The organism is Arthrobacter sp. NPDC097144 (genome assembly GCF_044762205.1).
Classification (GTDB): domain Bacteria; phylum Actinomycetota; class Actinomycetes; order Actinomycetales; family Micrococcaceae; genus Arthrobacter_B.
The window spans coordinates 167,194-186,417 of sequence record NZ_JBIWDW010000002.1 but is presented as its reverse complement, the minus strand read 5'-3'; the positions used below and the strand labels follow the sequence as shown (position 1 = coordinate 186,417).

Here is a 19,224-nt window from a genome sequence, read left to right as displayed (position 1 = left end):
TGAAATCATGGCCGTCAGCAGCCCCGGCCCACACGGGCACGCCAACACTCCACGGAGGACAACCTTGTCAGACAATGAACTTCAGCGCGGCCCAATCCCCTGGTCTGCCGGCCGGTGGACGCATCCGCCGCTGCACGCCGTGGAGGACGGGACCGATCTGCTGGCGGAGGCTGCCGAGGGCTCCGATGCGTGGCGGACAACGGCCTACGGCTTTATCCATGAATCCGAGCACGCCCTTTTGTCGGCCTTTGGTGTCGGCTCCGCCGTGGAAGTTACTTTCACCGCGAACCTCCCCGCCCAGTTTGACCAGGCCGGTGTGTTCGTCCGCGTGGACGGCTCCACATGGATCAAAGCCGGACTCGAACGCTCGGACGGGGTGCTCCAAGTGGGCGCCGTCGTCACCTATGGTGCTTCGGACTGGTCGGTTGCCCCCGTCCAGGACTGGGACGGGCACAAAGTCACCGTTCGGGTCAGCCGCACCGCCGACGCCCTCATTATCCGGGCCGGAATCGCGGAAGCACCGCTGCAGTTTGTGCGGGTGGTCCCGTTCACCGCTGATCGAAAGGCCGAGGCCGGCCCGTTCCTGTGTGCTCCCACCCGGGCCGGGCTCACTGTACGGTTCCATTCCTGGGAGGTGACGGATGCCGATGCTTCGCTTCACTGATCCTGAACGCCCTGATGCGAGCCCTCCCGCCGCGGATGTCACCGCTGCGGCAACGCGTTGAGCGCACTGATGAGCGCGGCGGCATCAAACGGGCCGGTGTGCCGTGCCGAACCAACAAAAAACGTGGGTGTGGAGGATAGGTCCATGAACTCCGCGTCCAACGCGTCATCCTCCACCCGGTTGTGGACCGCGGCAGACTGCAGATCGTCCCGGAACTGCTCCATGTCCAGTCCCAGGTCCCCCGCGTAGCCAATCAGGTCCTCGGCCTCCAGCTGGTCCTGGTGCCGGAAGAGGTGCTGTGCGTATTCCCGGAAGGCCCCCTGCCGGTCTGCGGCTTCGCTGGCCCGCGCGGCTTCCTCCGCGTGCGGATGGACCCGGGTGAGCGGCAGGTGCCGCCACACGTAGACCAGCCGGGGACCGAAGTGTTCCAGCACCTCGTCGATGGAACCGGTGGCCCGCGAACAGAAGGGACATTCGAAGTCCCCGTATTCAATGAGCTGCAGGGGCGCCCGGGGATCACCGCGAAAATGGTCCCGTTCCGGGTCGAAGGGCCGCACCAGGAAGCGCCCAACGGACGACGGCGGCTGCAGCCGGTCAACGACGCGGAACCAGGCCCAACCCACTGCAAAGGCAATAACGGAAGCGGCGAGGATCCCCACCCGGGCCTGCGACTGCAGCGCGGGGTCCTCCACGGCAAGCCCCACAATGAACAGGGAGATGGTGAAGCCGATTCCGCACAGCACCGCTCCCCCGCCCACCCGGGCCAAGGTCAGCCCGGGCGCCAGCTGCCCGATGCCCGTGACCCGCAACAGCGCGGTGGCCCCGGTGATACCCACTGCTTTTCCGATCACCAGGGCAATGATGATGCCCCACGTGAGCCGGGACGTTGCCGCCGCTGCCAGAGTGGCACCGTCCAAGCGGACGCCTGCGTTGGCCAGGGCAAACAGCGGCAGAATGAGGAAGGACACATAGGGACCGTAGGACCGCTGGAGCCTTTCATTAATGGAGATGGACTCTTTCAGGCTCTTGGCCGTGGCGGCCGCATACTCGGGGTTTGGTGACTGCCGGAATGCCCGTGCCAGTTCAGCTGTCCGTTCCACGTGTCCGCGCCGCGGCGGATAGACGGGAATCAGCAGGGCTACGGCCACTCCGGCGAGTGTGGGGTGCACTCCAGAGGCGTACAGCGCCACCCACGCCGCCAGGCTGAGCAGAGCGTAAGCGGGTCCGCGGCCCAGCGGGAGGAATCGCACGAGTCCCACCAGTATCAGGAGGAACACCGCCGCGAGCAGCGGAATCAGCTCCAGGCCGGCGGTGTAGAAGACGGCAATCGCGGCCAGCGCACCGACGTCGTCCACCACGGCCAGCGTCAGCAGGAACACCCGCAGACGGCCGGGAAATTTGGGCCCGGCCACCGCCAGCGCACCCACCAGGAAGGCGGTGTCAGTGGAAATCACGGCGCCCCATACCGCGGCGTTTTCACCGCTGGGATTCAGCAGCAGGAAGATGCCTGCCGGAACCACGAGTCCGGCCAGGGCTGCCGCCACCGGAACCACAGCCCGCGCGGGTTCAGTCAGCTCGCCGATGGTGAATTCCCGCTTCACTTCAAGACCGACGGTGAAGAAGAAAAACGCCATCAAACCGTCATTCACAATGTCATGCAGGGACATTTCCACGGAGGTTCCGCCGATTCGGAGGTCGACGGCGGTGGCCCAGAACTGCGCGTAGGAGTCCCCGAACGGCAGGTTGGCCCAGATCAGCGCCAGTGCGGTGAATGCCAGGAGCAGAGAAGCGGAGACCTTTTCCACGTCAGGCCGCCCCGCGGGGGCGGCGTGGAAGTTCCGAGAATTTACCCATCCAAGCATTCTGCGCCGTGACGGCCGCCGGGACCAGCACCGGCAGCAGTCAAAACCATGGACTTCGTTCCCGGTGACGCCTGAAAAGCAGAGATAAAAAATGCCCCGCCGGAAGGCGGGGCATTTCATTTATTCGTTTTGGTGGAGCTGAGGGGATTCGAACCCCTGACCCCCTGCATGCCATGCAGGTGCGCTACCAGCTGCGCCACAGCCCCAAAACAAGTGCTGTCCTATGCTTTCGCAATCGGATTTCCACCGCAAATCTTCCGGTTACCCGAAAGTTTTGGTGGAGCTGAGGGGATTCGAACCCCTGACCCCCTGCATGCCATGCAGGTGCGCTACCAGCTGCGCCACAGCCCCAAAATCTATTTCAACTATGCCCGAACCGTTGGAATTTGTATCCCCCGGGCCGAAGCAACTCCTCTACTTTAGTACAGAAATAACAGAGTGCAAAATCGAACTACACCGGTGAAATTCGCACCCCTGGACCGTCCATTCAGCCTGGCGGGATGCTCTTCCGGAGAGCTACCCTTCCAGCGGTCCGCTGGGAACGGAATCCAGCCCCACGTTGTGCTGGGCCAGGTTCCAGCGGACACCTCCGCCTGAGGTATCCCGCTCCTCAAGGACAGACCAGTGGCAGTTGGACACGCCGCTGATAACGGTCCATGAATCGGTGGGCAACCCCAGCAGCGCGCAGATCCCGGCCCGGATGGCACCTCCGTGGCTTACCACCACGAGTGTTCCTCCGGGTGCCAGTGCGTCGGCGGCGTCGGTCACGGCTTCCGCTACGCGCCGGCCTACATCAACGCGACTCTCTCCCCCGCCTGCACGCACATCACCGCTGCCTGCCGCCCACCCGGCCTGTTCCTCGGGAAACTGTGCGGCGATGTCCGCAAAGAGCATCCCTTCCCAGGCTCCGGCGTAAGTTTCCCGCAGCCGCCGGTCCGTACCCACGGGTTTCCCCGCGGCCTCCCCCAGCGCCTGGGCCGTAGCGAGTGCACGGCCCAGATCCGAGGAGATGACGACGTCGGGATGCAGATGCCTCAGTACCGCAGCCGCCTCTACGGCCTGGTGGGCGCCGGACGGATCCAGGGCAATGTCCTGCTGGCCCTGGAACCTGCCGGCGCGGTTCCACTCCGTACGGCCGTGCCGCCAAAAGACAACACGTTTTCCCGTACGGGCGGGGTCCCAGGCGGCGGAGGAAGTCACTGGAAGTCCGGAACTACTCGGCGTCCGGAGCGGCGGGAGCCGAGACGGCTGCCCCCTCGATCTGCAGGTCAACTGCGGGGCAGTCCTTCCACAGGCGTTCCAGCGCATAGAAGACACGGTCTTCCTCGTGCTGGACGTGGACAACAACGTTCGCGTAGTCCAGAAGGACCCAGCGGCCCTCACTGCGGCCTTCACGGCGGACCGGCTTCAGGCCCTTCTTGGCAAGTTCTTCTTCAACACCGTCAACAATGGCGTTGACCTGGCGCTCGTTGGAAGCCGAAGCGATCAGGAAGATATCCGTGATGGCAAGGCGGTCACTGACGTCGATGGCAACGATGTCGTTGGCCAGCTTCCCGGAGGCTGCCTGCGCGGCCACCCGTGCAATGTCAATGGATGATTCAGTGGCACTCAAAGTGTGTCTCCTTGTTTAACATCAGCTGCCGGAGCCGCCGACGATTATTACTCCTGCGATGATCAGGGCCAGAATGCCCAAACCACCAATGCCCAGCGATACAAAACGCAGTCGCCGGGTACGGCCGAGTCCGGCCGTCAACACGTCCAACGGGTCAAGCCCGAAAGCGCTTCTTGCACCGACGGGCTTTGCTCCGCCGGCAGAATCTATGGGTGCACTGTCATCGGTGGGCACACTGCCGTCTGCGGCAGCACTGCCTCCGGAATCCGTCCCGGCCGCCGTGCCTGGTCCCGCCTTGGCTGACTGCACCGGGATGGCCGAAGTGACAACGGGAATATGCGAGGTTGGCGGCCGCTTCATGACGGGCCGGTCCATTCCGGGGACGCTCACGAATTCCAGCGGTGTCACCATGGCCAGGTTATGCGCGGCGGCGGGGTCATTGACCGGCGCCATGGGCTCGCTGCCGCCGGCGGGCCGTTCCGGGCCGGCCCCGGAAGCCTTGGCCTGGATGGCCTCCACTGCTGCGGCCTGGTTGCGGGCCTGCGCCTGCAGTCCCGCCCGCGCTTCCAGCTCCGCACGACGGCGGCGGTCCCGGCGCCCGCCCTCCCGCACCGGGTTCAGGGCTGCAGGCGGAGCATCGACGACGGTCGCGGCAGTGGTCTCCTCCACGGCACCGGCACGCTGCTGCTGCTGCTGCTGCTGGAGCCTCAGCTGGCGGCGGGTCGGCGGAGCGGCGTCCACCGGTACGTCAGACGCACCGCTGCTGCGCGGCGGTGCGTCGGCGGACTTTTGACCCTTAGTCATTTCCTGCCCATCGGTTTTGTTGTTCAAGCTACTGGTTCGGAGGTGGCTGCAGACTGCTCGGCCTGCTGGGGTTCAGCCGCGTAGAGTCCGTGTTTGGCGATGTACTGCACCACTCCGTCGGGGACGAGGTACCAAACCGGTTCCCCGTCCGCCACCCGCTCCCGGCAGTCTGTGGACGAAATGGCCATGGCCGGAACCTCCAGCAGGCTGACGTCGTCGCGGCCCATGTTTTCCAGTACGTGGCCCGGACGCGTAACGCCAACAAAGTGGGCGAGCGACCACAGCTCCTGGATGTCCTTCCAGGACAGAATCTGGGCCATGGCGTCAGCTCCGGTGATGAAGAACAGTTCCGCTTCCGGGCGGGATTCGCGCAGGTCCCGCAGGGTATCAATGGTGTACGTCGGCCCGGGACGGTCAATGTCCACCCGGCTGACGGTAAACCTCGGATTGGACGCCGTGGCAATGACGGTCATCAGGTAGCGGTGCTCCGCCGGGCTGACTTCCCGCGATGATTTGTGCCAGGGCTCCCCCGTAGGCACGAATACCACTTCATCCAGGTCAAAGACGGACGCCACTTCGCTGGCTGCCACCAGGTGGCCGTGGTGGATCGGGTCGAAGGTTCCACCCATCACTCCCAGGCGCACCCGGCGGTTCTCGGAATCCTGCTCCGGCGGTGCCGCCGAGATGAACGTTCCCACTGATTCCACGGAGGAATCAGCCCTCGATGCCCTGGCCGTGGTCATGCTTGTTCGGGAACTGCCGCTGGGGATCGATGTGCTCGGCAGGTGCGTCGTGCCGGTTTCCCACGCTCGTGAAGGAAATGGTGGCAAACATCAGAACCAGCAGGACGCCCATGATGATGACGCCGTACATGACCGGGTCCATCGGAATGGACACGTGTTCTTCGGCCGTTTCACTGGCAGCAAGTACAGCGCTGGAAAGCTGGATCAGCATGGATTTCCCCTCAGGAGCTTTGAATAATCAGATCGCCCGCGTCAGCAGGCACAGTAATGGTTTCCTCCAAGTCTACGCGTAAGCGCAGGCACCCTGTACCCGCCGCCGCGGCGGGTACAGCCCTCACCGGCTTCCCCCGCCGCGGCTCAGGTCCGGATTTGCCCGTCGCCCTGGACAATCCATTTGGTGGTGGTCAGTTCCCGCAGCCCCATCGGCCCGCGGGCGTGCATCTTCTGGGTGGAGATGCCCACCTCCGCGCCCAGGCCGAATTCGCCGCCGTCGGTAAACCGGGTGGACGCATTCACAATTACCGCGGCTGAATCAATTTCCGCGATAAAACGTTCGGCATTGGCCAAATCATTGGTGATGATGGCTTCGGTATGGCCGGTGGTCCAGCGGCGGATGTGGGCAAGGGCTTCGTCCAGGTCATCAACCATTGCCACAGCGAGGTCCAGATCCATGTATTCACGCCCCCAGTCATCCTCGCCGGCCTCGCTGGCCATTACTCCTGCGGGAAGCACGGCACGGATCCGCTCATCGGCGTGCAGGCGGACACCGGCCGCGGCCAGCGCGGACAGGACGGCGCCGGCAGCGGCGGCACCGCGGTGGACCAGGAGGGTTTCAACCGTATTGCAGACGCTGGGGCGCTGGGTCTTGGCGTTGAGCAGGATGTCCACGGCCATTTCCGCCGGCGCACTCTCGTCCAGGTAAATATGGACGTTGCCTTCACCCGTTTCAATCACCGGAACGGAGGCGTTGGCCACCACCGTCTGGATCAGGTCGCGGCCGCCGCGGGGAATCAGGACGTCAACCTTTCCGCGGGCCCGCATCAGGACATTGGCGCCGGCACGGCCGTACGCATCCACGCTCTGCACGGCATCTGCCGGCAGGCCGACGGCGTCCAGCGAGTCCCGGATGATGTCCACGAGCACCGCGTTGGTGTTCTGAGCTGCACTTCCGCCGCGGAGGAGGACGGCGTTGCCGCTCTTCAGCGCCAGGCCGGCAATATCAACGGTGACATTGGGACGGGCTTCATAAATGGCCGCCACCACGCCCAGCGGCACGTGCACCTGCCGCAGCCGCAGTCCGTTGGGCAGTGTCTGTCCGCGGGCAACGGAACCCACGGGATCCGGCAGTCCGGCCAGCATCTCCAGAGCTGACGCCAGCCCGTCAAGGCGCTCAGGGGTCAGCGTCAGCCGGTCCAGAAGCGCTGCAGACGTTCCCTTGTCCCGGCCGGCCGCAAGGTCCCGGGCGTTGGCGGCAAGCACGAGGTCCCGCTGAGCAACGATGTTGCGCCCAATCTCCAGCAGGCCCAGATCCTTGACGGCACGGTTTGCCCGGGCCAGGCGGCGGGCGGCGGTCCGGGCGCGGTCTGCCAGGGCATGAACGCCCGACTCGACCTCCTCGGCGTTGCCGGTTCCGGCTGCACCAACTGCGGCAGCATCCATTCCGGCAGTGTCAGGTGCCTCAGCCGCGGCTTCAGCAGTTTCAGTTTCAACAGTCCCAGTGCGTGCATTCACGGCGCTCATGCTCCCAGTGTATTGGCGGTTGCGGCGGGTGCAACGGCGGAGGACGCCGGCCCCGGGACTTCCGGGGCCGGCGCACCGGACCCGTGGTCCTGCAGGAGAACCAGGTCGTTCACATGCACCACCGCACGTTCATAGCTGCGGCCCAGATCCTTGGACAGTTCGCGGGTGGACCGGCCGAGCATCTGCGGCAGCTCATCGGACCCGTAGTTGGTCAGGCCGTGGGCAATGACGCTGCCCGCCTGATCGGAAATGGCGACTGGATCGCCGGGCTCAAAGTGTCCTTCCACGGACGTGATTCCCGCGGCCAGCAGCGACCGGCGCCGGTCCCCCACGGCTTTGGCGGCGCCGTCGTCCACCACCAGCGTGCCCTGGATCCGGGCCACGTGGGCCAGCCACAGCAGCCGCACCGGCTGCCGGCGGCCGCGGCCGGTGAACCAGGTTCCCACGTCCTCCCCGGCCAGGGCGGCACCGGCGTTGGACGCGGACGTGACCAGGGCGGGAATACCGGACTGGGCGGCGATGGTGGCCGCTTCCACCTTGGTGGCCATGCCGCCGGTCCCCACGCCGGCGCCGCCAACCTTGCCGATGCGCACGTCTTCGAGATCCTGCATGCCGGTGACTTCGGGAATCCGCACGGCGCCCTCGGAGGGCGGGCCGTCATAGAGCGCGTCGACATCGGAGAGCAGGATCAGCGCGTCGGCTTTAACCAGGTGGGCCACAAGGGCGGCCAGGCGGTCATTGTCGCCAAAACGGATCTCGTGGCTGGCCACGGTGTCATTTTCATTCACAATGGGCACGACGCCGAAGTTCAGCAGCCGTTCCATGGCGCGGTTGGCGTTGACGTGGGTGGTGCGCCGCATCAGGTCTTCAACAGTGAGCAGGACCTGGCTCACAGTGACTCCGTGTTTTCCGAAGGCTTGGGTGTACCGGGCCATGAGCAGTCCCTGCCCCACGGAGGCCGCGGCCTGCTGGGAGGAAAGCTGGGTGGGACGCTTGGTCAGTCCCAGCGGTGCGAGGCCTGCGGAAATAGCACCGGATGACACCAGGATGATTTCCGTGCCCCTGGCATGGCGTGCCGCGAGGACATCCGCGAGGCGGGACAGCGCTTCATCGGAGATGCCGCCGGCAACGGAGGTTAGGGAGGATGAGCCCACTTTCACGACTATGCGCCGGGCGCGGGCAAGCCCGCTGCGGGATCGAAGCGAACGCCGGGGCGCGGAAGCAGTGAGGGGGGAGGCTGTGTTGTCAGTCATGTCCCCACCACTTTATGCGTACTCCGCGCCCCTGCGGGCTGTGTTAAGCCGCTATTCGCCGTCTTTCGGCGCTGCCGGCGGATTGTGCTTATAGTTCACCGATTCGGTCCAGATTCCGGCCTTGCGCTCGGCTTCCAGCTCTGCACGCGCTGCCGCCCGGGCATCGCGGCGCTGCTGGTGGTCTTCGCGCTTCTCTTCACGGGTGGGCCGGGAGAACTCTTCGATGCGGATGTCCGAGCCTCGCGGGGAAGCTGCAAGCAGTTCCGCGCCGCCGATCATGGTCGGCTCCCAATCGAAGACGACGCCGTCGCCCTCGCCGATCACCACGGCATCGCCGGGCTTGGCGCCGGCCTTGAAGAGCTTGTCTTCCACACCGAGCTTGGCCAGGCGGTCGGCCAGGTAGCCCACGGCTTCATCGTTGGTGAAGTCGGTCTGCTGCACCCAGCGCACCGGCTTGTCACCGAGGACGCGGAACAGCGGTTCCAGGTTGCGCTCTTCCTTGCGGATGGTGAAGCCGCCCTTGGCGTCAGCGTTGCGTACGCGCAGGGTGGGGGTCTTGACCCGCGGCGGGGCAGCCTTCACGGCGGTGCGGGCGTCACGGACGATTTCCGCCATGGCATAGCCCAGGGCCTTCAGGCCCTCGTGGCTGGACGCGGAGACTTCGAAGACGCGGTAGCCGCGCTTCTCCAGTTCCGGGCGCACAAACTCGGCCATGTCGCGGCCGTCGGGGACGTCCACCTTGTTCAGGGCCACCAGGCGCGGACGCTGGTTCAGCGGCACAACGTCTCCGTCGGTGCCGGCGAAGCTCATGTCCACCGTGTACTTGTCCAGTTCCTTTTCGATGATGTCCAGGTCACCGAGCGGATCGCGGTCTGTTTCCAGGGCAGCACAGTCCAGCACATGGACCAGCGCGGCACAGCGCTCTACGTGGCGCAGGAAGTTGTGGCCCAGGCCCTTGCCCTCGGAGGCGCCTTCGATGAGTCCGGGAACATCGGCAACGGTGAAGCGGACATCGCCGGCTTCCACCACGCCCAGGTTCGGGATCAGGGTGGTAAACGGGTAGTCGGCAATCTTGGGCCGGGCAGCGGACATCGCGGCGATCAGCGAGGACTTGCCGGCGGACGGGAAGCCCACCAGGGCAATGTCGGCAATGGACTTGAGCTCCAGGACAATGTCCCGCTCGTCGCCGGGAATGCCGAGGAGGGCAAAGCCGGGAGCCTTGCGCTTCTGCGAGGACAGCGAGGAGTTACCCAGGCCGCCCTGGCCGCCGGCAGCGGCAATGTATTCGGTGCCTTCGCCAACGAGGTCGGCGAGGACTTCGCCGTCCTTGTTCTTCACTACGGTGCCGTCCGGCACCGGCAGGATCAGCGTTTCGCCGGTCTTGCCGTTGCGCCAGTCACCCATGCCGTTGCCGCCGTTGGTGGCGTGGCGGTGCGGGACGTGGTGGTAGTCGAGCAGCGTGGTGGCGCTGGAGTCAACACGCAGGATGACGTCGCCGCCGTCGCCGCCGTTTCCGCCGTCGGGCCCGCCCAGGGGCTTGAACTTTTCACGCTTGACGGACACGCAACCATGGCCGCCTGTACCGCCCGAAACATGCAGCACTACGCGGTCTACAAAGCTGGCCATGGTTCTCCTTCAAAGGAACTACTTGATCATGCCAATTCTACTTGGCTTAAAAGACGACGGGGCGGACCATCAGGCCCGCCCCGTCGGAAAAGCTAATTTGCCGGTGATTACTCGGCGGCTGCAGCAGCCACGATGTTCACGACGCGGCGGCCACGACGGCTGCCGAATTCAACTGCGCCTGCTTCGAGGGCGAACAGTGTGTCGTCGCCTCCGCGGCCAACGCCCTCGCCCGGGTGGAAGTGGGTGCCGCGCTGGCGAACAATGATTTCGCCTGCCTTGACAACCTGGCCGCCGAAACGCTTTACGCCGAGGTACTGGGCGTTGGAGTCGCGACCGTTGCGAGTGGAACTCGCACCTTTCTTATGTGCCATTTTCTACTGCCTGCCTTTGCTTTACTGATTATGAAACTCAGGGGCGGGATGCTTCCCGCGTTCCCGGCTCCCAGTGGAGCCGGCACGAGAATCAGGAGTTGATGGACGTAACCTTGACCTTGGTCAGCGAGGAGCGGTAGCCCTGACGCTTCTTGTAGCCGGTCTTGTTCTTGAATTTCTGGATGACAATCTTCGGACCCCGAAAATTCTCAACGATCTCTGCCGTCACGGTGACCTTGGCCAGGTCCTGTGCGGAAGAGGTGACCTGGTCGCCATCAACCAAAAGCAGGGCGGGCAGCTCAAATGTGCTGCCGGCTCCACCGGGGACGCGGTCCAGGGTTACGAGGTCTCCGACGGAAACCTTTTCTTGGCGGCCGCCAGCGCGGACAATCGCGTACACCACTTGGGAACTCACTTCTCTCGACGTTAATACTTGGATGCGCATTTGGCTGGGCTAGATATTTGCCCGCCTTGCGCCATGCAGTCACGCCCTGTACCGAAAACGGTTTCGAAGGCGTTCGCACCGAAGTTCAAGGTTACGCTACGCAACCGATAACCCGCAAATGCTGGGGGCTTCCAGGCGCGCCGCCTTTTCGGACGTCACTGCTCTTGTACTACTTTATAGCATTTTCCGCCTGACCGTCGCCGGAAGGCAGGCGGAGAGCGGGCTGAGGACAGCCCAAGGGCAGAGAAAGAGGCGGCCACCCCCGCTGCGGGGATGGCCGCCTCCTAGTATTCGGGCCGGCAAGGCTCCGAAACGGAGCCTACAGCTCGGACGCCGGGACGCCGACACCCAGGATCACCGGAGCGGCACCGGCGGACTCGCGGCGCTTCTCCTGCTTCTGCGCTGCCGCAGGAGCGGCAGCAGCATGGCGCACGGCCACGGGAAGCGCAGGTGCGGACTCGGCGGGGCCGGTGTGGATGGCATCGGCACCGGCCGCTCCCTGGGGGCTGCCCGCCGCACGACGACGGCGGGGCGTCCGCGTGGGTGCCGCAGCGGGAGCTGCCGAAGCCGCGGGTGCGGCTGCCCTTTCGGGAGCCTGAGACTTCGCGGGGGCTGCTGCCGCAGGCTGGACGGCAGCCGGAACTTCCCTGGCTGCAGCCGGTGTTTCCGCGGCTGCAGGAGCCTGGACGCTGCGTGCGGCAGCGCTGCTCCGGCGGGAGCGGCGGGGTGCCCGGGCTGCAGGCTGTCCGTTTCCGGCCTCAGCCTGCTTGTCCTCGGATTTGTTCTCCCGGGAACTCTGCTCCTGGGTTTTCTTCTCCTGGGACTGCATCCCCTGGGACTTCTGCTGCTCCGGTGCCGCAGCGGCAGCGACATCGTTGAAGGCCTCGGCGAGGTTCTCCAGCGTGAAGCGGGATTCTTCCCGTACCGGCTCACGACGGTCACGGCGCGGAACCACCACGGTTTCGCCCTGGATCTTCAGGACGGCTCCCGCATCGGGATTCAGCGGCTCAGCCAAAGCCTCGTCGGCCGAAGCCGCTGCAGCCTGTTCGGGCTTGCTGCGGCCCGCAGACCTCTCCCCCGCCTCAACGGTGTCGTGGGCGGCAGCGGTGGCGGCAGCAATGGTTGCCAGCGCGGCACGCGCGGCTTCGGCCTTCGCCAACCGCTCGGCGTCGTCCTGCGCCGGCTCCTCCGTCTTGGCCGGGGCTTCAACGGCCGGGGCGGAGGCCTGCTGCGGAGCACCGGAACCGCGGCTGCGGTTGCGCTTGCGGTCACCGCGGGACTGCTTTTCCTGCTTCAGGTGCTGCTGGTGGTTCTCCTCAGACACGGCGTGCGCCACCACGCTGTTTGCGGGGTTGCCGTTGTAGCTGGTGCTGCGGCGGTGCTCGACGGGGATGTCATGGGTGATGACACCGCGGCCGGCACATGCCTCGCACTCTTCTCCGAACACTTCCAGCAGGCCGGTTCCCATGCGCTTGCGCGTCATCTGGACCAGACCCAGCGAAGTCACCTCGGCCACCTGGTGCTTGGTCCGGTCTCGGCCCAGGCACTCAACGAGGCGGCGGAGCACCAAGTCGCGGTTGGCTTCGAGCACCATGTCGATGAAGTCGATGACGATGATGCCGCCGATATCCCGCAGGCGCAGCTGGCGGACAACCTCCTCGGCCGCTTCCAGGTTGTTCTTGGTGACGGTTTCTTCCAGGTTGCCGCCGGAGCCGGTGAACTTACCGGTGTTGACGTCCACCACGGTCATGGCTTCGGTGCGGTCAATGACCAGCGAACCGCCGGAGGGCAGGAACACCTTGCGGTCCAGTGCCTTGGCGATCTGCTCGTCGATGCGGCTGGCAGCGAAGATGTCCTCGTCCTTGGTCCACTTCTCGAGACGTCCCACCAGATCGGGCGCTACGTACGTGACGTAGGCCTCGATGGTGTCCCAGGCTTCTTCGCCCGAAACGATCAGCTTGGAGAAGTCTTCATTGAAGACGTCCCGGACCACCTTGATGGTCAGATCCGGCTCGCCGTACAGCAGTTCCGGCGCCAGCGTCTTGGTGGACTTGGCCTTGGCCTCGATGGTTTCCCACTGTGCCCGCAGGCGGTTGATGTCATTCATCAACTCTTCCTCGCTGGCTCCCTCGGCCGCGGTGCGCACAATGACGCCCGCATCCTGGGGCAGGTGGTCCTTGAGGATCTTCTTCAGCCGGTTGCGCTCTACGTCGGGCAGCTTGCGGGAGATGCCGGTCATGGAACCGCCCGGCACGTAGACGAGGTACCGGCCCGGCAGGGAGATCTGGCTGGTCAGGCGGGCGCCCTTGTGGCCCACCGGGTCCTTGGTGACCTGCACCAGGACGGAATCGCCGGACTTCAGTGCCAGTTCAATGCGGCGCGGCTGGCCGTCCAGGCCCGCTGCGTCCCAGTTGACTTCACCGGCGTACAGCACGGCGTTGCGGCCGCGTCCGATGTCCACGAAGGCGGCTTCCATGCTGGGCAGCACGTTCTGGACCTTACCGACGTACACGTTGCCGATCAGCGAGTCCTGCTGGGTGTTGGACACGAAGTGCTCGGCGAGGACGCCGTCTTCGAGCACGCCAATCTGGATCCGTTCGTCGCGCTGGCGGACGATCATCTGCCGGTCGACGGACTCGCGGCGGGCAAGGAACTCCGCCTCGGTGATCACGTGGCGGCGGCGGCCGGACTCGCGGGACTCGCGGCGGCGCTGCTTCTTGGCTTCGAGCCGGGTGGAACCCTTGACGCTGGTGACGCGGTCGGACACCGGAGCGTCGGCGTGGGCACGCGGCGCACGGACGCGGGTCACCGTGTTGGGCGGATCGTCGTCGGCTCCGCCGGTCAGTTCCAGATCGGCGTCACCGCGGCGGCGGCGGCGACGGCGGCGCGAGGTCACGCCCTCGTGGCCTTCCTCTCCGGCGGGCTTTTCCGGTCCGGCTGCAGCTTCCTCCGGGGCTTCCTTGGCGGAGCCTTCGGCTTCTGCAGCGTGTCCTGCGGAAGCGTGCTGGGAGTCGGTGCGGGTACGGTTGCGCCCGCGCCGGCTGCGCCGCCGGCTGCGGTTCTCTTCGGAATCCTCGTCCTCATCTGCGGCCTCGCCGGCGTCATGCACCGGGGCGGGGCGGACAACGCTGAGGTCCGGGGCGTGGAACAGGGGCAGGGCCGGAACCGCAAACGGGTTCAGGCTTGAAGCGGCATCAGTGTCTTCGGCCGCAGCTTGGTCCTGCTGCTGCACTGTTCCCGCCGGGACTGCTTCGGCAGCCGCGGTTCCCGCCGGTGCCGGAGCAGACGCCGAGGCCGCAGAGGCAACGGTGTCATCGGCGGCAGCGACAGCGGCATCAACCGGGGCCTCCGGCGCCTGCTGGGCAGCCTTGGCCGGACGGCGGCGGGCACGGGTCTTAGGGGCGGCCTTGGTCTCGGGGGCGGCCTCTGCAACCACCGTCTCCTCCGCGGCAGGAGATTCAACCGTCTCCGCGACAGGCTCTGCTGCCGCTTTCTTGACGGGCGCACGACGACGGCGGGGAGCCTTCACCGGCGCCTCTTCTGCGGGTGCCGCTTCAGCGGGGGTCTCGGCAGTTGGAGTTTCTGCAGCCGGCGTCTCTGTAACCGGCGTCTCTGTAATCGGAGTCTCTGCAGCCGGCTGTGCGGGTGCTTCCGCGGCAGGGGCTGTTTCTCCTGCCGTTGCGGTCTTGCGGCGGGAGGCCCGCACGCGCTTGGGCTTCTCGGCGGGCGCAGTTGCTGCCGCGGCCTCGGCGGGGACTTCAGCGGGAACGTCTGCAGCGGGCGCCTCTACCGGGGCGGGTGCAGAAGCAGCCACCGACTTGCGGCGGCTGCGGGTGGCTCGCTTGGCCGGCTCCTTGACCTCGGGAGCATCTGCCCCGGGAGAATCCTGGCCCTGCGTTGAATCCGCCGCGGGTGCGGGTTCAACGCTCTTTTCGTTTGCTGCTAGGTCATTATTCAGTGCTTCACTCATAAAAGGCTACGCTCCGGCCCCTGCGGCACTGGCCACATTCCAATGCCCAGCGGGCAATGTGTCGGCTGTACGGGGGGCATCAGTTGCCTGCCGCCAGCCGGAAGTCGTCTGGATGTCATTCGAGGTCGCGCCATCTGTAGGGCGCGGTATCACTCGAAGACCAGCGGCGCTTTTCCTGCTACCTGTCGGCACGTAAACGACGTTGCCGCTGCGGGTAGGTCTCATCGGCGGATTCCCTGGTTCCCATCCGGATTGATGGGCGAACTGCTTGGGAAGCGTCACCGACAGAACCGGAAGCCTGTCGCTGGACCGGTGCCGGAATGTGGTTCCGCCATCAGCCACAGTTATTATCTCACACACCCGTCTTTTTGGCCCGCAACAGCGCATAGACTCGACACGTATCACCACCAGCCAAAAGGAGATCTCCGTGCCTTCCACCGCCGCCAGACAGCAAGCCGCTTCCCGGGACACCGAGCAGCGTGCGCCGGAACGGGGCTTCGCCTGGATTCTCCTGATTACCGGCGTCGTCGGCTGGCTCGCCTCGGCCGTCCTGGTCCTGGAACGCCTCCGTGTCTACGCGGACGCCAACTACATCACCAGCTGCGACATCAGTCCCTGGGTTTCCTGCGGCACCGTCTTCAAGACCTGGCAGGCTGCAATCTTCGGTTTCCCCAATCCGCTGATCGGCATCGTGGCCTTTGCCGTCGTCATCACAACCGCCATGGGAATGCTGGCCGGTGCCCGGTACGCCCGCTGGTACTGGCTGGGCCTGCAGGCAGGCGTCACGCTGGGCATGGTGTTTGTGGTGTGGCTGTGGAGCCAGGCACTGTTCGACATCTACGTGCTCTGCCTTTACTGCATTGTTGTCTGGACCGCCATGATTCCGCTTTTCGTCTTCACCACTGTCCGCAACCTTGCACAGGGTGTTATCCCCGCTTCTCCCGGGCTCGTGAAGTTCCTCTCGGAGTGGACCTGGGTGATTGTGGCGCTGCTGTGGGTGGCTACCGCGGCAAGCATTTTCTTCCGCTTCATCAACTCCTTCCTCGGCTAGCAGGAAGCATTCACGCCGCCCTGCACCCCGGGGGTTTTGCTGCCCGCGTCCGGGCCCGCCGAGTGTCGCGACAATGCCGGAACAGCCGCCCCCGTGACGCATCTGCGCAACACTGGAGGGGCTGCTAGGGGCTTTTGCGCGACACTCGACCCGGGATGAATCGTCCGGCCGCTGGTTAGCCGCGCGGCAGGGCCCACGCCAGGAGGACGGGAACGTCCTGGCCGTTCCAGGTTGCGGTCAGGGACGGGTCCGCCACCGCTTCTCCGCCGAGTTCCAATATGCGAACCACTGAAAGGTCCCAGTTTTCGGTCCGGATCCGGGCAACTGTCAGGTCATCCGGGCCCGGCTGCGGTCCTTCAGCAAGTTCTTCGCCGTCCGGCAGGCCGCTGGCCACCACGCTGATGTTCTCAGGGATGTCCTCCCGAACGCCGTCGTTCAGGAAATACTGGGCGGCCTGCCCCTGGCCCGAAAGAATCGAAACGGCCAGCGCCTCTGCATACACGGGGTCCGCGCATCCGTCGTAAACCCAGCGCCGTCCCAGCACTGAATGCTCCATCGTGCTGATGAGGTACTGTTCTGCGCCCTCCAACGGTGCCCCGCGGTAGGTCAGCGGAACCTGGAGCACGTTGGCTCCCACCGCAACAAGGTGGGTTTCGATGCCCACGTCTCCGTCGGGGTCATCGAAACGAAAGGAACCCACGCGCTCCAGGGGCAGCTCGCCCGCGCGGGGAAACCAGGAGGTCGTGGGCAACCAGGAGGCGAGAATTTCCATTTTGTCCGGGTGCAGGTCTGCGTGATAAATGAGTGCCATGCGCCCAGCCTAGGGGCTTTGTGCCCGATCGTCAGGAATTTCCCCCGCCGCCGGCCGGTTGTCGCCTTCAACGCCCCCGGCAGGTTTTCCCTGCCGCGTCCGGCTGAACGCACCATTTGATCAGGAGAACCATGCTTAGAACTGTCCCCACGGAAAAAGCCTCATCCAACTCTGCGCGCACCGCGCTGGTGGCAGGTGCCACCGGAATCGCCGGTGCCGCAATTGTGGATCTCCTCTCCGCGCAGGGATGGACCGTCCTGGCCCTGTCCCGCAAAGGCGGTTCCGCAGACCCGGCGCACCCCGGCGTCGTGCCCGTTGCCGCGGACCTGACCAACCCGGAAAGCCTCAGCGCCGCGCTGGAAGATCAGCATCCAACGCACGTCTTCTTCACTTCCTGGTCCCGGCAGGAAACGGAAGTGGAAAACATTGCCGTCAACTCCGCAATGGTCCGGAATCTGCTCACCGCCCTGGAGCATGCGCCGCTGGAACACGTTGCCCTGATGACCGGACTCAAGCACTACATGGGACCATTCGAGGCTTACGGCGAAGGCCCCATGCCGGACACCCCGTTCTCCGAAGAAGAACCCCGCCTGCCGGTGGACAACTTCTACTACGCGCAGGAGGACGAGCTCATGGCAGCCGCCGAGCGGCAGGGTTTCGCCTGGTCCGTTCACCGCGCGCACACGGTGATCGGATTCGCCGTCGGGAACGCCATGAATATGGGCCAGACGCTGGCCGCGCAGGCAACTCTGTGCCGCGGGCTGGACCTGCCCTTTGTCTTCCCCGGTTCGGAAACCCAGTGGAATTCCGTCACCGATATGACTGACGCCGGTCTGCTCGCCGAGCACATGCTCTGGGCTGCCACCGATCCGAACACCGCCAATGAGGCCTTCAACGTGGTCAACGGCGACGTGTTCCGGTGGCGTTCCCTGTGGCCGCGGCTCGCGGAATACTTCGGCGTGGAACCGGCCGGCTTCGATACCAAGCCGCGCCCGCTCGAGGAGCAGATGGCGGACATGGACGAAGCGTGGGAGAAGCTGGCTGCCCGCCACAACCTGGCGGAGCCGGATCTTTCCCGCCTGGCCACCTGGTGGCATACCGACGCTGATCTTGGCCGGAACATCGAGGTCCTCACGGACATGAGCAAGAGCCGCGTGGCCGGGTTCACCGGCTACCGCCGGACCGAAGATGCCTTCAAGGAGCTCTTTGGCCGGCTGCGGGCCGAGCAGCTGATTCCGTAAGCCTGGTCCTGCAGACGGCGGATACGCAGAAGGGGCCGGCACCAGTAGTGGTGCCGGCCCCTTCTGCGTTTTTACAGCAAGGTCATGTGCTGTGGTCCTACTTGAACCAGATGCCGATTTCACGGGCAGCAGATTCGGGTGAATCCGAGCCGTGCACCAGGTTCTGCTGGACAGCAGTCCCCCAGTCCCGGCCGAAGTCGCCGCGGATGGTGCCCGGAGCCGCCGTGGTGGGGTCCGTGGTTCCGGCCAGGGAGCGGAAGCCTTCGATGACGCGTTCGCCTTCGAAGATCGCTGCCACAATGGGACCGCTCAGCATGAACTCCACCAGCGGTTCGTAGAACGGCTTGCCCTCGTGCTCTGCGTAGTGCTCTTCGAGCACCTCGCGCGTGGCATTGACCTTCTTCAGTTCCGCCAGGGTGTATCCCTTGGCTTCGATCCGGGCCAGGATTGCGCCGGAGAGCTTGCGCTCCACGCCGTCGGGCTTGATCAGTACGAGTGTGCGCTCAGTGCTCACGGTGTATCTCCTTGCGAAGTTGCGGTTTTCGAGTCTAAGCCTAGTCCGTGGCTGCTTCGCCGGCAGTGCCTGCTTCCCTTGTTGCCTCGGGATGGGCTTTTTCCCATTCCGCCTGTTCGCGGTCCCGCTCCCGGTTCTCCCGGTCCAGGCGCATGCCGGTCTTCAGCCCGTACCACCAGGTGGCGGCAAAGACTGCACCCACCAGGAACATCTCCGGTATCAGGAAGCCGGTGGCAATGATGACCAGCTGCAGGATCCAGCCGATTACCGGACCGGCCGGCTTGGACAGAATCGCGCAGGTACCGATCAGCACGGCGAAAAGGACCAGCCCGCCGCTGAGGATGATGCCCGGGGACAGGGAGTCGCGCTGCGTGCCGAAGACGGCCAGCGTGGCAAAGAGCACGAGGAACGCTTCCAGGGAAAGAACCGTGGAAGCGAACATCGTGCGGATGGAACGCCGTTTCTTGGGCATGCCCGGACGCCACTCGCGCTGCGCCTTGGTGAGTTTTGCCATCGT

18 protein-coding genes and 2 tRNA genes are annotated in these 19,224 nt (G+C 65.4%); 3 read left to right on the top strand and 17 right to left on the bottom strand.

Annotated elements, in window-relative coordinates; all coding sequences use genetic code 11:
- Window positions 1-64: 64 nt before the first annotated feature.
- Entirely contained in the window at window positions 65-664 is a 600-nt protein-coding gene (locus ACIQXM_RS04460; protein WP_400928185.1) for a DUF1349 domain-containing protein, read from the top strand.
- A gap of 38 nt (window positions 665-702) precedes the next feature.
- Here ACIQXM_RS04460 and nhaA read toward each other — a convergent pair whose 3' ends face one another.
- The 14 genes from nhaA to ACIQXM_RS04390 all read right to left on the bottom strand — a co-directional run bounded on the left by nhaA (window position 703) and on the right by ACIQXM_RS04390 (window position 15,090).
- Window positions 703-2,469: a Na+/H+ antiporter NhaA gene (gene nhaA / locus ACIQXM_RS04455; RefSeq protein WP_400928182.1), complete on the bottom strand. Its 1,767-nt coding sequence runs from the start codon at window positions 2,467-2,469 to the stop codon at window positions 703-705.
- A gap of 187 nt (window positions 2,470-2,656) precedes the next feature.
- Window positions 2,657-2,732: transfer RNA gene (locus ACIQXM_RS04450), tRNA-Ala, on the bottom strand.
- Between the two features lie 69 nt (window positions 2,733-2,801).
- Window positions 2,802-2,877, bottom strand: a tRNA-Ala gene (locus tag ACIQXM_RS04445).
- 165 nt (window positions 2,878-3,042) lie between these two features.
- Window positions 3,043-3,726, bottom strand: coding sequence for a histidine phosphatase family protein (locus tag ACIQXM_RS04440; RefSeq protein ID WP_400928180.1), 684 nt, complete (start codon window positions 3,724-3,726; stop codon window positions 3,043-3,045).
- A 13-nt stretch (window positions 3,727-3,739) separates the two neighbouring features.
- The gene (rsfS, locus tag ACIQXM_RS04435; protein WP_400928177.1) at window positions 3,740-4,138 is read right to left on the bottom strand and encodes a ribosome silencing factor; all 399 of its coding nucleotides are present in this window, start codon (window positions 4,136-4,138) and stop codon (window positions 3,740-3,742) included.
- Between the two features lie 21 nt (window positions 4,139-4,159).
- Entirely contained in the window at window positions 4,160-4,942 is a 783-nt protein-coding gene (locus ACIQXM_RS04430; RefSeq protein WP_400928175.1) for a hypothetical protein, read from the bottom strand.
- Window positions 4,943-4,965: 23 nt separating this feature from the next.
- A complete protein-coding gene (nadD, locus tag ACIQXM_RS04425; protein ID WP_400928173.1) occupies window positions 4,966-5,685 on the bottom strand; it encodes a nicotinate-nucleotide adenylyltransferase in 720 nt (239 codons plus the stop codon).
- Window positions 5,657-5,896, bottom strand: a complete 240-nt coding sequence (locus tag ACIQXM_RS04420; RefSeq protein ID WP_400928170.1) for a hypothetical protein — start codon at window positions 5,894-5,896, stop codon at window positions 5,657-5,659. The genes nadD and ACIQXM_RS04420 overlap by 29 nt, the downstream gene beginning before the upstream one ends.
- Before the next feature lie 146 nt (window positions 5,897-6,042).
- Window positions 6,043-7,344 carry a glutamate-5-semialdehyde dehydrogenase gene (locus ACIQXM_RS04415; RefSeq protein WP_400929503.1) on the bottom strand — a complete coding sequence of 434 codons (1,302 nt, stop codon included), beginning with the start codon at window positions 7,342-7,344 and terminating at the stop codon, window positions 6,043-6,045.
- Window positions 7,345-7,421: 77 nt separating this feature from the next.
- On the bottom strand, window positions 7,422-8,678 hold the full coding sequence (proB, locus tag ACIQXM_RS04410) for a glutamate 5-kinase (RefSeq protein ID WP_400928167.1): 1,257 nt from the start codon (window positions 8,676-8,678) through the stop codon (window positions 7,422-7,424).
- A 51-nt stretch (window positions 8,679-8,729) separates the two neighbouring features.
- Window positions 8,730-10,304 carry a GTPase ObgE gene (gene obgE, locus ACIQXM_RS04405; protein ID WP_400928164.1) on the bottom strand — a complete coding sequence of 525 codons (1,575 nt, stop codon included), beginning with the start codon at window positions 10,302-10,304 and terminating at the stop codon, window positions 8,730-8,732.
- A 107-nt stretch (window positions 10,305-10,411) separates the two neighbouring features.
- Window positions 10,412-10,675, bottom strand: coding sequence for a 50S ribosomal protein L27 (gene rpmA, locus ACIQXM_RS04400; RefSeq protein WP_104053918.1), 264 nt, complete (start codon window positions 10,673-10,675; stop codon window positions 10,412-10,414).
- A 91-nt stretch (window positions 10,676-10,766) separates the two neighbouring features.
- Window positions 10,767-11,078, bottom strand: coding sequence for a 50S ribosomal protein L21 (rplU, locus tag ACIQXM_RS04395; protein WP_104053917.1), 312 nt, complete (start codon window positions 11,076-11,078; stop codon window positions 10,767-10,769).
- 361 nt (window positions 11,079-11,439) lie between these two features.
- On the bottom strand, window positions 11,440-15,090 hold the full coding sequence (locus ACIQXM_RS04390; protein ID WP_400928161.1) for an Rne/Rng family ribonuclease: 3,651 nt from the start codon (window positions 15,088-15,090) through the stop codon (window positions 11,440-11,442).
- 427 nt (window positions 15,091-15,517) lie between these two features.
- On the opposite strand from ACIQXM_RS04390, the gene ACIQXM_RS04385 reads away from it, so the two are divergent.
- Window positions 15,518-16,141 (top strand): vitamin K epoxide reductase family protein, encoded by a 624-nt coding sequence (locus ACIQXM_RS04385; protein ID WP_400928158.1) that lies wholly within the window; start codon window positions 15,518-15,520, stop codon window positions 16,139-16,141.
- Window positions 16,142-16,316: 175 nt separating this feature from the next.
- Here ACIQXM_RS04385 and ACIQXM_RS04380 read toward each other — a convergent pair whose 3' ends face one another.
- On the bottom strand, window positions 16,317-16,952 hold the full coding sequence (locus ACIQXM_RS04380) for a hypothetical protein (protein ID WP_400928155.1): 636 nt from the start codon (window positions 16,950-16,952) through the stop codon (window positions 16,317-16,319).
- Between the two features lie 131 nt (window positions 16,953-17,083).
- On the opposite strand from ACIQXM_RS04380, the gene ACIQXM_RS04375 reads away from it, so the two are divergent.
- The gene (locus tag ACIQXM_RS04375) at window positions 17,084-18,193 is read left to right on the top strand and encodes an SDR family oxidoreductase (protein WP_400928152.1); all 1,110 of its coding nucleotides are present in this window, start codon (window positions 17,084-17,086) and stop codon (window positions 18,191-18,193) included.
- A gap of 97 nt (window positions 18,194-18,290) precedes the next feature.
- Here ACIQXM_RS04375 and ndk read toward each other — a convergent pair whose 3' ends face one another.
- A complete protein-coding gene (gene ndk, locus ACIQXM_RS04370; protein WP_400928149.1) occupies window positions 18,291-18,707 on the bottom strand; it encodes a nucleoside-diphosphate kinase in 417 nt (138 codons plus the stop codon).
- 40 nt (window positions 18,708-18,747) lie between these two features.
- Window positions 18,748-19,221, bottom strand: a complete 474-nt coding sequence (locus ACIQXM_RS04365) for a DUF4233 domain-containing protein (RefSeq protein ID WP_400928146.1) — start codon at window positions 19,219-19,221, stop codon at window positions 18,748-18,750.
- Window positions 19,222-19,224 lie beyond the last annotated feature (3 nt).